14 protein-coding genes, 1 pseudogene and 1 riboswitch are annotated in these 14115 nt (G+C 53.3%); of the genes and pseudogenes, 8 read left to right on the top strand and 7 right to left on the bottom strand.

The genetic code is table 11. The annotated features are described in order from the left end of the window. Positions 1-55 precede the first annotated feature (55 nt). A complete protein-coding gene (gene sdaA / locus INF61_RS07515) occupies positions 56-1420 on the top strand; it encodes an L-serine ammonia-lyase (RefSeq protein ID WP_003859920.1) in 1365 nt (454 codons plus the stop codon). A gap of 129 nt (positions 1421-1549) precedes the next feature. Next, positions 1550-3148, top strand: coding sequence for a cyclic diguanylate phosphodiesterase (locus INF61_RS07510; RefSeq protein ID WP_193547657.1), 1599 nt, complete (start codon positions 1550-1552; stop codon positions 3146-3148). 6 nt (positions 3149-3154) lie between these two features. On the opposite strand, the gene yoaE is transcribed toward INF61_RS07510, so the two are convergent. Continuing rightward, on the bottom strand, positions 3155-4714 hold the full coding sequence (gene yoaE, locus INF61_RS07505; protein WP_006810992.1) for a CNNM family cation transport protein YoaE: 1560 nt from the start codon (positions 4712-4714) through the stop codon (positions 3155-3157). A 462-nt stretch (positions 4715-5176) separates the two neighbouring features. Between yoaE and manX the strand changes: the two genes are divergently transcribed. From manX to mntP, 5 genes are all read left to right on the top strand, one after another. Beyond that, a complete protein-coding gene (gene manX / locus INF61_RS07500) occupies positions 5177-6139 on the top strand; it encodes a PTS mannose transporter subunit IIAB (protein ID WP_017384327.1) in 963 nt (320 codons plus the stop codon). Positions 6140-6186: 47 nt separating this feature from the next. Further along, positions 6187-6987, top strand: a complete 801-nt coding sequence (gene manY / locus INF61_RS07495; protein WP_003859914.1) for a PTS mannose transporter subunit IIC — start codon at positions 6187-6189, stop codon at positions 6985-6987. A gap of 12 nt (positions 6988-6999) precedes the next feature. After that, a complete protein-coding gene (locus tag INF61_RS07490) occupies positions 7000-7851 on the top strand; it encodes a PTS mannose transporter subunit IID (protein ID WP_006810994.1) in 852 nt (283 codons plus the stop codon). Positions 7852-7905: 54 nt separating this feature from the next. Next, a complete protein-coding gene (locus INF61_RS07485; RefSeq protein ID WP_015570303.1) occupies positions 7906-8364 on the top strand; it encodes a DUF986 family protein in 459 nt (152 codons plus the stop codon). Between the two features lie 198 nt (positions 8365-8562). Next, positions 8563-8762, top strand: a riboswitch (yybP-ykoY riboswitch). 1 nt (position 8763) lies between these two features. Further along, entirely contained in the window at positions 8764-9330 is a 567-nt protein-coding gene (gene mntP / locus INF61_RS07480) for a manganese efflux pump MntP (protein WP_003859911.1), read from the top strand. Here the strand turns inward: mntP and rlmA are convergent. The 6 genes and pseudogenes from rlmA to mgrB all read right to left on the bottom strand — a co-directional run bounded on the left by rlmA (position 9327) and on the right by mgrB (position 13685). Continuing rightward, the gene (gene rlmA, locus INF61_RS07475) at positions 9327-10142 is read right to left on the bottom strand and encodes a 23S rRNA (guanine(745)-N(1))-methyltransferase (RefSeq protein WP_032653960.1); all 816 of its coding nucleotides are present in this window, start codon (positions 10140-10142) and stop codon (positions 9327-9329) included. The two genes, mntP and rlmA, sit on opposite strands and share 4 nt — an antisense overlap. 39 nt (positions 10143-10181) lie before the next feature. Beyond that, positions 10182-11927 carry a peptidoglycan glycosyltransferase FtsI gene (ftsI, locus tag INF61_RS07470; RefSeq protein ID WP_063138280.1) on the bottom strand — a complete coding sequence of 582 codons (1746 nt, stop codon included), beginning with the start codon at positions 11925-11927 and terminating at the stop codon, positions 10182-10184. 216 nt (positions 11928-12143) lie between these two features. Then, entirely contained in the window at positions 12144-12353 is a 210-nt protein-coding gene (gene cspE / locus INF61_RS07465; protein ID WP_001062678.1) for a transcription antiterminator/RNA stability regulator CspE, read from the bottom strand. A 12-nt stretch (positions 12354-12365) separates the two neighbouring features. Further along, positions 12366-12510, bottom strand: a pseudogene (locus tag INF61_RS07460) (DUF2627 domain-containing protein). 669 nt (positions 12511-13179) lie between these two features. Then, positions 13180-13467: a YebO family protein gene (locus tag INF61_RS07455; RefSeq protein ID WP_058688644.1), complete on the bottom strand. Its 288-nt coding sequence runs from the start codon at positions 13465-13467 to the stop codon at positions 13180-13182. A 74-nt stretch (positions 13468-13541) separates the two neighbouring features. Beyond that, entirely contained in the window at positions 13542-13685 is a 144-nt protein-coding gene (gene mgrB, locus INF61_RS07450; RefSeq protein ID WP_003859906.1) for a PhoP/PhoQ regulator MgrB, read from the bottom strand. Positions 13686-13845: 160 nt separating this feature from the next. On the opposite strand from mgrB, the gene INF61_RS07445 reads away from it, so the two are divergent. Beyond that, positions 13846-14085 carry a YobH family protein gene (locus tag INF61_RS07445; protein WP_077579974.1) on the top strand — a complete coding sequence of 80 codons (240 nt, stop codon included), beginning with the start codon at positions 13846-13848 and terminating at the stop codon, positions 14083-14085. Positions 14086-14115 lie beyond the last annotated feature (30 nt).

Below are 14115 nucleotides of genomic sequence, written 5' to 3'. Positions count from 1 at the left end.
TGCGCAGTTATAACATCGTTACTGGAACCCCAGTAACCCTGTCAGGAGTGTGAAAGTGATTAGTATATTCGACATGTTCAAAGTGGGGATTGGTCCATCTTCTTCCCACACTGTAGGGCCGATGAAGGCCGGTAAACAGTTCGTCGATGATCTGGTCGAAAAAGGATTACTGGAAAGCGTTACCCGTGTCGCCGTAGACGTTTACGGTTCACTGTCATTAACGGGTAAAGGCCACCACACCGATATCGCCATTATTATGGGTCTGGCGGGCAATATGCCGGACACAGTTGATATTGATGCCATTCCGGCATTTATCCGCGACGTGGAAACGCGCGGTCGTTTGCTGCTGGCTAACGGCCAGCACGAAGTGGACTTCCCGCAGGATGACGGGATGCGTTTTCGTAGCGACAACCTGCCGCTGCATGAAAACGGCATGACCATCCACGCCTGGAGTGGCGAAAAAGAGATCTACAGCAAAACTTACTACTCCATCGGCGGCGGCTTTATCGTTGACGAAGAACACTTTGGTAAAGAGAGCGCGGGCGACGTCAATGTGCCCTATCCGTTTAAATCGGCCACCGAGATGCTGGGCTACTGCAAAGAGACCGGTCTGTCCCTGTCAGGCATGGTGATGCAGAACGAACTGGCGCTGCACAGCAAGAAAGAGATCGAAGACTATTTTGCTAACGTGTGGCAAACCATGCGCGCCTGTATTGACCGCGGGATGAACACCGAGGGTGTTCTGCCTGGGCCACTGCGCGTGCCGCGTCGTGCCTCTGCTCTGCGCCGCATGCTGGTCACTACCGACAAGTTCTCCAATGACCCAATGAACGTGGTCGACTGGGTGAACATGTTTGCCCTCGCGGTTAACGAAGAGAACGCAGCGGGTGGTCGCGTCGTGACGGCGCCAACCAACGGCGCGTGCGGTATCGTTCCGGCGGTGCTGGCCTATTACGATCACTTTATTGAGCCCGTGACGCCGGACATCTATATCCGCTATTTCCTCGCGGCAGGTGCTATCGGCGCGCTGTACAAAATGAATGCGTCCATCTCTGGTGCCGAAGTAGGCTGTCAGGGTGAAGTGGGCGTGGCCTGCTCTATGGCAGCAGCGGGTCTGGCGGAACTGCTGGGCGCCAGCCCTGAGCAGGTGTGCGTAGCGGCGGAAATCGGTATGGAGCACAACCTCGGTCTGACCTGTGACCCGGTTGCCGGCCAGGTGCAGGTGCCGTGCATTGAGCGTAACGCCATCGCCTCCGTCAAAGCGATCAACGCCTCACGTATGGCGATGCGCCGTACCAGCGAGCCACGCGTGTCGCTGGATAAGGTTATTGAAACTATGTACGAAACCGGCAAGGACATGAACGCGAAGTACCGTGAGACCTCGCGCGGCGGTCTGGCCATTAAGGTGCAGTGCGACTAAGCCTTCCTTTCGCCCATCTGCAACGGATGGGCGAATTTTCCCCTCTCGTCTCGTCGCTTCACGTATTCCCCACTACACTGTCACTGTTGCGTCTGGCTTTTCCGGCCGGTGCTTAGCAGGCGACCGTTCATGCAAACTGCACAAACGATCATTAAAGACTATCGCCGAAAACGCGTTATCGTCTGTGTCACGGTTGCGCTCGTTACGCTCGTCCTGACGCTGGGTATTCGCTTTATTTCACAGCGCAACATAAATCAGGATCGGATCCACGACTTTACCCACCACACCGTGCGTGCGCTTGATAAGGTGCTTCTTTCGTTAAAGGCCCAGCGGGAAACGCTACTTTCACTGGTTGGCATACCCTGTTCCGAAGCAAATCTGATCCTGCGAAAACAGGCGGCGATCCTCCAGACCGTACGCTCCATCGCCCTCATTCAAGACGGAATACTGTATTGCTCAAGCGTCTTTGGCAGCCGTAATGTGCCCGTCAGTGAGTTTGTGCCGGAGCTGCCGGTCAGTGAATCCAGGCTGTTGCTGCTGACCGATCGGTGGCTGGTAAAAGGCAGCCCGGTACTGATTCAGTGGTCTCCCCTCGCGAGCGACGGCAACGACGGGGTGATGGAGGTGGTGAATATCGATCTCATCACTAAAATGATTCTCGAGCCGCAGCGGCCGCAGATCACCGACGTTGTCCTGAGAGTAGGAGATAACTTCCTCCGCGACGGGCAACAGGTGACGACTACGCCGACCTTCGATGAAAACGCCTCCCTGCTGGAACAATCGTCACAGCATTACCCTTTCAGCGTCACGGTGAGTGGCCCCGGGCCTGGCGAAATGGCGTTAAAAAATCTGCCCACCCAGCTGCCGCTGGCGTTAATGCTCAGCTTACTGATGGGCTATATCGCCTGGCTCGCCACCGCGCGGCGCATCAGTTTCACCTGGGAAATCAATATGGGAATTGCGGCCAGGGAGTTTGAGCTCTTCTGCCAGCCGCTGGTGAATGCCCGCACCCGGGAATGCGTCGGCGTCGAGATCCTCCTGCGCTGGAACAACCCGCGTCAGGGATGGATTTCGCCCGATGTCTTTATCCCTCTGGCCGAAGAACATAACCTGATTGTTCCGCTTACCCGCTACGTCATCAGCGAAACGGTGCGGCAGATAGGCTATTTCCCGGCCTCGCGCGATTTCCATATCGGCATTAACGTGGCCGCCAGCCATTTTCGCCGCGCTGCGCTGATCCAGGATCTCAACCGCATCTGGTTTAACGCCAGCCCTGTTCAACAGTTGATCGTGGAGTTAACCGAACGCGATGCGTTGCTGGATGTGGATTACCGCATCGTGCGGGAGCTGCACCGCAAAGGGGTGAAACTTGCGATTGATGACTTTGGTACCGGCAACAGCTCACTTTCATGGCTAGAAAAACTGCATCCGGATGTGCTGAAAATTGATAAATCCTTCACCACCGCGATCGGCACCGACGCCGTGAACTCAACGGTAACGGATATTATTATTGCGCTGGGTCAGCGGCTGAATATTGAACTGGTTGCGGAAGGGGTGGAAACCGAGGAGCAGTCACGCTACCTGCGCCGTCACAGCGTACATATTTTGCAGGGGTACTTGTATGCGCGGCCAATGCCGCTGCGCGAGTTTCCGAAATGGCTGGCGGAAAGTCACTCTCCGCCAGCCCGCCACAACGGACACATCGTGCCCTTACTGCCGTTACGCTAGATAGCGTTACTCTTCTTCGTCGTGTGCAGAGTGCTCTTTAACAATACGCACCATATCAACGCGATAGTCGTTGGCTTCGACGATAGTAATTTGCAGCGGCGGCAGCTCCAGCACATCACCAATACGCGGGATCTGCCCGTTAACGGCAATCACCAGCCCCGCGACGGTGGCAATGTCTTCATCATCATTGACCACGTTTTCGACGCCCAGCGTGTGCGAGAGCGCGTGCAGGTCGGTGGTGCCTTTCACCAGCCAGCCGTCACCGTCGGCAACGATTTCCGGGGTTTCATCCGCATCAGGGAATTCACCGGCAATGGCTTCCAGCACGTCCAGCGGCGTCACCAGGCCCTGTACCACACCAAATTCATTGGTGACGATAACAAAGCTCCCGCGGGCACGACGCAATACGCCCAGCAGGTTGATCGGATCCAGCGTCTCCGGTACTACGATGGCGGGCGACGCGGCCGCTACGGCCTCGACGTTAACGCCCTCTTCCAGCGCCACCAGCATCTCTTTCGCGCGTACGACACCGATGATCTCATCCAGCTCACCCCGGCAGACCGGGAACAGACTGTGTGGCGAGGAGAGCAGCTGCTGACGAATTTCGTCGACGCTCAGGTTGGCGTCCACCCAGCTGATCTCACCGCGCGGCGTCATAATACCGCGCAGGGAGCGGGAAGCCAGCGAAAGCACGCCGTTGATCATGTAGCGTTCTTCTTCCACAAACGCGCCTTCCGGCACCGGAACCGGGTTACGGTTCTCGTTATCAGCCTGCACGTTGACCTGACGACGTCCACCCATCAGTCGCAGAATCGCATCTGCGGTACGGGCTCGCAGCGGCTGATTCGACTGCTGCTTAATAAAGTTACGGCGCGCAATCTGGTTAAACAGCTCGATCAGAATCGAGAAGCCAATCGCGGCGTACAGGTAGCCTTTCGGAATATGGAAGCCAAACCCTTCTGCCACCAGGCTCAGACCAATCATCAGCAGGAAGCTCAGACACAGCACAACGACCGTCGGATGCTGGTTGACGAAACGCGTCAGCGGTTTTGACGCCAGCAGCATTACCGCCATCGCAATCACCACCGCCGCCATCATCACCGGCAGATGGTTCACCATGCCGACTGCCGTAATCACCGCATCCAGAGAGAAGACCGCATCAAGCACCACAATCTGGAGAACAACCACCCAGAAGCTGGCGTAACCCTTACCGTGGCCATCATCGTGCTGCCGGTTCTCCAGCCGTTCATGCAGCTCTGTTGTGGCTTTGAACAGCAGGAACAGGCCCCCCACCAGCATGATTAAATCGCGGCCGGAGAAGGTGAAATCCATGACGGTGAACAGCGGCTTCGTCAGGGTAACCATCCACGAGATCACAGACAGCAAGCCCAGACGCATGATCAGCGCCAGCGAGAGGCCGATCAGACGGGCTTTATCACGCTGTTTCGGCGGGAGCTTATCCGCGAGGATGGCGATAAACACCAGGTTATCAATACCGAGAACGATCTCCAGCACGACCAGCGTAAGCAAGCCTACCCAGATTGACGGGTCCATTAAGAATTCCATGACACGCTCCTGCTAAAGGAATGACAAAACGGTGCCCCGCTAATTTCGGGCATTTCAAAAGGAATGAGAGTCGATGCGTGGCGAAGATCGCCGATGAATAAGGCGCGGAGTGGCCTGGAAGATGACTGACGTCGGTGACGGTCCATATAGTGGGCTGTAGCCCTATACTCCTGAATAATTAAACGGACGCTAAACATATCAGAGACAATTGGTTTTTAGCAAAGATTTACGTTCCTTTGCAAACTTCTGTAACACACGCGGATTAACTTAAAGAAAAATCTGTAAGGCTTAGCTAAATTACGGATCTTCATCACATAAATTATTTTTTCACTATCTAAAATAATTCGCGGAAGTCTTAGTTTTTTGAACTCTAACCCTTATCTGAATCGATTCGGTTGGCCAATACGATTCTCAGTACGCCTGACTGGCAGACGTATACATGATAATAAAAGGAGGTAGCAAGTGACCATTGCTATTGTCATAGGCACACATGGTTGGGCTGCGGAGCAGTTACTCAAAACGGCAGAAATGCTGTTGGGCGAGCAGGAAAACGTCGGCTGGATCGATTTCGTTCCCGGTGAAAATGCCGAGACGCTGATTGAAAAATACACTGCTCAGCTTGAGAAGCTGGATACCAGCAAAGGCGTGCTGTTTCTCGTGGATACATGGGGCGGCAGCCCGTTCAACGCTGCCAGCCGCATTGTCGTCGATAAAGAGCATTATGAAGTCGTCGCCGGGGTGAATATCCCGATGTTGGTGGAAACCTTCATGGCGCGTGACGACAACCCAGGTTTTGATGAACTGGTGGCACTGGCGGTGGAAACCGGTCGCGAAGGCGTGAAGGCGCTGAAAGCGCAGCCGGTTGAAAAACCGGCCCCTGCCCCTGCTGCACCAAGGGCGGCAGCACCGGCGAAGCCAATGGGTCCGAACGATTACATGGTTATCGGCCTTGCGCGTATTGATGACCGTCTGATCCACGGCCAGGTGGCAACACGCTGGACCAAAGAGACCAACGTACAACGCATCATCGTGGTCAGTGACGAAGTGGCCGCCGACACTGTCCGTAAAACCCTTCTTACCCAGGTTGCACCGCCGGGCGTCACCGCGCACGTCGTGGATGTCGCCAAAATGATCCGCGTTTACAACAACCCGAAATATGCGGGTGAGCGCGTGATGCTTCTCTTCACCAACCCGACAGACGTCGAACGCATTGTTGAAGGCGGCGTGAAAATCACCTCCGTTAACATTGGCGGTATGGCATTCCGTCAGGGCAAAACGCAGGTCAACAACGCGATTTCAGTGGATGCGAAAGATATCGAGGCCTTCAACAAACTGAATGCACGCGGTATCGAACTGGAAGCCCGTAAGGTTTCCACGGACCAGAAACTGAAAATGATGGATTTGATCGGCAAAGTGGGGAAATAAGCCCGGGCCGGTTTTTCATATAGAGCTTATGTAATAGGAGAAGTGCAATGGAGATTACTACTCTTCAGATTGTGCTGGTGTTCATCGTCGCATGTATTGCGGGTATGGAGTCCGTACTTGATGAATTTCAGTTCCACCGCCCTCTGGTGGCCTGTACGTTGATTGGCGCCGTTCTCGGTGACATGAAAACCGGTATCATCATCGGTGGTACTTTGGAAATGATCGCCCTCGGCTGGATGAACATCGGTGCGGCAGTTGCGCCAGATGCCGCGCTGGCGTCCATTATTTCAACCGTTCTGGTTATCGCTGGTCATCAGAGTATTGGTGCCGGTATCGCGCTGGCCATCCCGCTGGCCGCAGCGGGTCAGGTGCTGACCATTATCGTCCGTACTATTACCGTTGCCTTCCAGCACGCGGCGGATAAGGCGGCCGAAAACGGCAACCTCACCGCGCTCTCCTGGATCCACGTTTCTTCCCTGTTCCTGCAAGCGATGCGTATCGCAATCCCTGCGGTTATCGTGGCGATTTCTGTCGGTACCAGCGAAGTTCAGGGCATGCTGAATGCGATCCCTGAAGTGGTTACCAGCGGTCTGAATATCGCCGGGGGTATGATCGTGGTGGTCGGTTATGCGATGGTCATCAACATGATGCGCGCAGGCTACCTGATGCCATTCTTCTACCTTGGCTTCGTTACCGCTGCGTTCACCAACTTCAACCTGGTTGCGCTGGGTGTGATTGGTGCGGTGATGGCGATTCTTTATATCCAGCTCAGCCCGAAATACAACCGTGTCGCGGGTGCCCCTGCGCAGGCTGCTGGTAACAACGATCTCGATAACGAACTGGACTAACAGGTGAGCGAAATGGTTGATATGACAAAAACTACCACTGAGAAAAAACTCACTCCGGGTGATATTCGTGGCGTGTTCATCCGTTCTAACCTGTTTCAGGGTTCATGGAACTTCGAACGTATGCAGGCGCTCGGCTTCTGCTTCTCCATGGTGCCGGCCATCAAACGCCTGTATCCGGAAAACAACGAAGCACGCCGTCAGGCAATTAAGCGTCACCTGGAATTCTTCAACACCCATCCTTATGTTGCGGCGCCTGTTCTGGGCGTGACGCTGGCAATGGAAGAGCAGCGTGCGAACGGGGCTGAGATCGACGATGGTGCCATCAACGGTATCAAAGTTGGTCTGATGGGGCCGCTGGCAGGCGTGGGCGACCCGATCTTCTGGGGTACCGTGCGTCCGGTCTTTGCGGCGCTGGGCGCCGGGATCGCCATGAGCGGCAGCCTGCTCGGTCCTCTGCTGTTCTTCATCCTGTTCAACGCGGTGCGTCTGCTGACCCGTTACTACGGCGTGGCGTACGGTTATCGTAAAGGGGTGGATATCGTTAAGGATATGGGCGGCGGCTTCCTGCAAAAACTGACTGAGGGGGCGTCAATCCTCGGCCTGTTTGTAATGGGGGCGCTGGTTAACAAGTGGACGCACGTGAACATCCCGCTGGTGGTATCGACGATCACTGGTCAGGATGGTCAGACGCGCGTTACCACCGTGCAGACGATTCTGGACCAGCTGATGCCGGGCCTGGTACCGCTGCTGCTAACCTTCGCCTGTATGTGGCTGCTGCGTAAGAAAGTGAACCCGCTGTGGATCATCGTTGGCTTCTTCGTCATCGGTATCGCGGGCTACGCCGTCGGCCTGCTGGGTCTGTAATAAAATGCGTTACCGACCGGGGGCTTGCCCCCGGTCTTTTTATCTGGAGGATGAATGACTGTCACGGACACCGTACTGGTTTTATTTATTGTTGCCCTTCTGGCTTACGCGATCTATGACGAGTTCATTATGCCTCGCCGCCACGGCGAGACGCTGCTGACCCTTCCCCTCTTACGCCGTGGACGCATTGATGCGTTTATCTTCGCCGGTCTGGTAGTCATCCTGATTTACAATAATGTGACCAGCCACGGCGCAATATTAACCACATGGTTATTATGTGCGCTGGCATTAATGGCGATTTACCTGTTCTGGATCCGCTCGCCAAAACTCATTTTTAAAAAACACGGATTCTTCTTCGCTAATGTCTGGATAGAATATAACCGTATTAAAGAGATGAATTTATCCGAAGACGGGGTTCTGGTGATGCAATTAGAACAACGCCGCCTGCTCATCCGGGTCAAAAATATTGATGACCTGGAAAAGATCTACAAATTACTCGTTAAAACTCAATGAGTTAATATTATAGCATCGGCTATATATTGCATTATTCTTAAACCAGCAATATAGCCGGTGCTATATCTCCTCTGTTAATTGCCTTATATTTGTTAACGATATTTTCACGCATAAATCTAAATGAAAATCGTTATCAATATAGTGGCTATATAAAGCCATCTTCGTTGTTGTTTTATATTCTCAAAATATGTTAAGGTTGCGCCCGTCGTTGGGGAGTAGCCGATTTCCTGCCTGCGGGAAATGTACGTGTCAACATACTCGTTGAAAAACGTGGCGCGTACGGATCGTTTTCAGCACACTTACAGTGCGAAAGCGATCAGGCGAGACCATAGATACATCAACTGCTGTTTACTGGGGGCAGTGATGTGTCATATGGATATCCCCGGTCTGGACGCTCTTATGAATATCTCCGCTACGATCCTTCTGGCTTTTGGCATGTCCATGGACGCATTTGCCGCCTCTATTGGTAAAGGCGCCACCCTCCATAAACCTAAATTTTCCGAAGCTCTGCGTACCGGTCTCATCTTTGGCGCTATTGAAACGCTGACGCCGCTTATCGGCTGGGGTCTGGGGATGCTCGCCAGCCAGTTTGTGCTGGAGTGGAATCACTGGATTGCTTTCGTGCTGCTGGTGTTCCTCGGCGGACGCATGGTGATTGAAGGCTTTCGTGGTAACGGCGATGAAGATGATGCGCCGCTGCAACGCCACGGCTTCTGGCTTCTGGTGACAACCGCCATCGCAACCAGCCTGGATGCAATGGCCGTGGGTGTCGGTCTGGCGTTTTTGCAGGTCAATATTATCGCCACCGCGCTGGCGATTGGCTGCGCCACGCTGATCATGTCAACGCTGGGGATGATGGTGGGTCGGTTCATTGGCCCGCTGTTAGGCAAACGCGCCGAAATTCTGGGCGGTATCGTGTTGATCGGGATTGGTGCCCAAATCCTTTGGGCACACTTCGCGGGTTAACCTTCGCGCTGCCAGCAATGGATGCTGAAATCCGTCTGGCAGCGAAATTCTGTCTGCGCTGCCAGCGTTTCCCACACCTCTGGTTTTGCCCGCCATGCAAACGGCGTCATTTGCAGTAACGCCACCGCTTCACTTCCCTGCAACGTCATTTCATACGCTACCGACTGCGCCTGCTTTAACGCAAAGCCCGCCAGCTGTTCAGAGTGCGGCGCATGCAGGTGAACTTCATCATAGATCAGCCCTTTTAGCTCCAGCAGATGACGCGGCCCTGGCGTGACGGTGATAACCCAGCCGCCAGGCTTAACGACGCGCGCCAGCTCCTCTGCCTTGCACGGCGCATAGATACGCACCACGGCGTCCATACTCGCTTCTTCAAACGGCAGGCGGTGGCTGGAGGCCACGCAGAACGTTACCGCTGAGTAGCGTTTGGCTGCCGAACGGATTGCCACTTTCGACACGTCCAGCCCGTAAGTTTCGGCGCCCTTCTCAGCCGCCACGTCAGCAAACGTGGCGGTGTAGTAACCTTCGCCGCAGCCGATATCCAGCATGGCGGATGCGCCTTCTGTCAGATATTGACGGAGTAAGGCGACAACGGCATCCCTGAGCGGTTGATAGTGCCCGGCATCGAGAAACGCCCGGCGCGCCTGCATCATCTCCGCGCTGTCACCCGGGTCCCGGGAGCGCTTGTGTTGTACCGGCAGAAGATTTACATAGCCCTCTTTCGCCCGGTCAAACTGATGTCCCTGTGGACAGATAAACGTTTTCTCCGCGCGCGTCAGCGGCGCGTGGCAAAGGGGACAACTGAAAGACATGACAGCTCCAGGGCGTAAACCAAAAGGCGAAGTGTACCGCTATTCGCCAGGGTTATAAACGGCTGGGTGACGCATCACGATCAGATGGTCAGAATCTGCCGGCAGCCCGTCTGGCTTCACGTTTTCCAGGCGCAGGACGTTACCCATAATTTCGCTGAACACGGGCGCAGAAACGGCCCCGCCATAGTAGGCACCGTTTTGCGGATCGTTGATCACCACCACCAGCGCGAAACGGGGATCGCTGGCAGGCGCAACGCCTGCGGTATAGGCGACGTATTTATCCACATACTTACCATGTTCATCGATTTTTTTGGCCGTCCCGGTTTTTATCGCCACGCGATAGTTACGCACCGCCGCTTTGACCCCGCCACCGCCGGGTAACGCAACGCTCTCCATCATATGTTCCACCTCGTGAACAATTTCCTCGGGCATCACCCGCTTGCCAATCACCGGCGGGTCAATACGGGTGATGGACAGAGGCCGTTCAATGCCGTAGCTGCCGATGGTGGCATACACATGCGCCAGTTGGAGGGGGGTTACCATCAGGCCATACCCAAAGGCAAAGGTCGCCCGATCTAACTGACTCCAGAATTTTCGCTGCGGCAGTAAACCTGCGCTTTCTCCCGTTAAACCAAGCCCGGTACTCTCGCCAAAACCAAAGTTTTTATAGGTATCCAGTAACCGTTGCACGGGCATCGCCAGCGAAAGACGGGATACGCCTGTGTCGCTGGATTTTTGCAAAATCCCGGTCATCGTCAGCTCGGGGTAGTAGCCCACATCACGAATACGATGACCATCAATGGTGTAGGGATGCGTATCTATCACGCTGTCAGGCTGTACCAGCCCCTGCTGTAGCGCCGTCATCAGCACCAGAGGCTTAACGGTCGAGCCAGGTTCAAAGGTGTCGCTGATCGCGCGATTGCGAAAATCATCCAGCGTTGCCCCTTCCCGGTTGTTGGGATTAAAGTCGGGGAAGCTCGCCATCGCCAGAATTTCGCCCGTCCGGATATTAATCAGCACCGACGCGCCTGACTCGGCTTTGTTCCACGCCACGGCATTATCCAGCGCGTCTTCGGTGATAGTTTGCAGGCGTTCATCGATACTAAGCTGGATATTATGTGCAGGTACGGGAGCCACCTCCGTAAGGTTCTCCACCACATGTCCGTAGCGATCTTTCCTGACCAGCCGCACGCCTGCCTTCCCGGTAAGCTGCGTGTTAAAGCTTTTCTCGACGCCCTCAATGCCCTGACCATCAATATTGGTGAAGCCAATCAGGTTCGCCGCCACGTGCCCGGCAGGATAAAAGCGGCGGGACTCATCGCGAAGGTTGATACCGGGGAGACGTAGCTTATCGATCCACTTTGCCTGGGCGGGATCAACCTGACGGGCCAGGTAAATAAATCGCCCGTGCGGGTTACTGTTAATTCGCGATGCGAGCGTACTCAGAGAAAGGTGTAAGGCATTTGCCAGGGCCTGCCAGCGCAAGTCAAAACCGATCCCCCCTTTTTCCAGCACTGTTTTGGGATCGGCCCAGACGGCCTGGACGGGTACGCTCACCGCAAGGGGTCGCCCTTCACGGTCAACAATCATCCCACGCGGGGCGTCTATCGCCACTTCGCGCAGGGAGCGCATATCCTCCTGCTTCACCAGATTATCCGGTTTGATAATTTGTAGCCACGCTACGCGGCCCAGCAGAAACGCAAGGCTACAAAAGATGGCGAGACACAGAAGTGCAAAACGTGCCGGAGTAAAATTTCCGGTGGTGGTTATTGTCTTTTTTTTCACCTTAACCCCAGGGCTGTTAATCAACGCCCTGATTTAACGGGAAAAGCGGATAATAAGGCGGGAAAACAATGCTAATAATCTCGCGGGTTTGCAACAAGATAATAACAGAGGAGGATTACGTAATATTTTGAAAAATAAGCGAATAAAAAAGCCCCGCATCGACGAGGCTTATGTCTGAGATCGAAGCGCTGAGCGCTTCAGTCAGCAGTGATTCGATCAGATAGCAGTTACGTTAACCGCAGCTGGGCCTTTCTGGCCATCCTGAATTTCGAACTCAACGTTCTGGCCTTCAGCCAGAGTTTTGAAGCCGTTACCCTGGATTGCAGAGAAGTGTACGAACACGTCTTTGCTGCCGTCAGCAGGAGTAATGAAACCAAAACCTTTAGACTCGTTGAACCACTTAACTTGACCTTTAATCTTTGCCATTTGCAAAATTCCTTAGAGTGTTTTCTTAGCCCGCGGGCTTTGACATAGATAAAACTGAGACATTTCTGCTTGAGGCACTAATATAAGGTTCGGCAGAGAAGCGGTATTCAACGACAACGTGTTTACTCAGGACTTCTTTACTGAAAATGCCACACATAAACAGAACTGTACCTCGTTTGACCCAAAACGTGTTATCACACACAACGTTTAATATGGCAAGCCATTTTTAAACGTGTCTCGATCCGCCGCACAAATTCAGACGTTACTCCATAACAATCTGCACAGTTATGCGAATTGTCAAATGAAGCGCCACCTGACCTCACTGCCCGCAGGGTGCGTTGACGCGCCCTGTAATCAAAGACTTTTTAAACATAGCTCAATCATTTCAAAGCGTCCATCCCAATCCCAGAATTTCTTTAAAGGAATGACTGAGTTAGAACATTTTGTGAAAAGTTATGCTGAAAACATTGCAACGCACCAACATGTGTCAGGGAATATACGATGTTAATTACATTTTGCTAACTGTATTAAAAACCACCATTTAATAAGTGTTATTCTGCACCAAAATAATGAAATTTTTATGACTCTGCCTCAAAACAAGGCAAGCAAAACGTTTCGATAAAAATAAAACACTTCAGGAAAGATAAAGCACACTATTTATTCAACGAAACTGAATTTGTTAAATAAGGATAAATATTCGCCAGTTTTCAGTGTGCTAAAACATGAGTTAACTGCTGCTTAATTAAATGTCGGGAAGTTGTGGGATGCATTTGATAAGGGAGGGGATTTACGCCGTACGTCAGGCCACCTCCCCGCTCCGGGCAGACTATCGTTCAGCTACCAGGCGAATGAAGTCTTCCTCGTCTTGTTGTTGAGCAACAGCGTCCTTCGGTAACGCTTTCTCCTCCGGCTCGTTGGCTTCGCACAAACGACGCAGCAGCGCAGTCTGCCGTTTCTGCTGATCGAGCAATGCTTCCAGCAGCTCAATCTGCTCGTTTGTGCGGGAGCTGGCGCGGTTAACGAAAAACCACAGCACCAGCCCAACGACCAGCACCAACAAAGACATTACCAGGGATGCAATGCTCAGCAGCCCCGAATTCAGTAACTCACCCATTTCACCACCTCAGTAAAAACCGCCATTTTACCACTGCCGCCGCGTAAGGACATCACTCAGCGTAAAAATGGTCTCTACCAGGGGATAAACTTATTGATTGAACAAATGCCGCTAAAGAACTGTACATCCTGATCGCACATCACATTGATAGTCTGCGTCCACAGCACCACGCATGCTATCAACACTATAATCAGAATTACCCAGCGTATTTTTTTCACTCCACACTCCGTCTTATGACCTGATACAGCCAGGTTATCACGGTTATCTTAAACAGGGGCTAACTGTACCTTCAACAGACGCTTTTCGGAATCGTGCACTTGTTTCACTGCGTAAAGCCGTTACGCTTACTCTATGACAACAAAGAAAAAAGAGGCAACGATGCGTTTATTTATTCGTACAGTAATTGTACTGGCCATTGTCTGGATCGGCCTGTTATTAAGTGGGTACGGCGTATTAATGGGGAGCAAAGAAAATGCCGCGGGTCTGGGTATCCAGTGTAAATATCTTACCGCCCAGGGGATAAGCACGGCTCAGTACATCCATTCCGACAGCGGGATCATCGGGTTAACCAACTGTCCTGTGCTGCGTAAATCATCTGTTGTGGTTGATAACGGTTAATCAGCGCTGAACTTCGCTTACAGAAACGCC

Source organism: Enterobacter cloacae complex sp. P18RS (assembly GCF_014982105.1).
Taxonomy (GTDB): Bacteria; Pseudomonadota; Gammaproteobacteria; order Enterobacterales; family Enterobacteriaceae; genus Enterobacter; species Enterobacter hormaechei_C.
The sequence above is the reverse complement of the archived record's forward strand: the minus strand, read 5'-3'. Positions and strand labels throughout refer to the sequence as shown.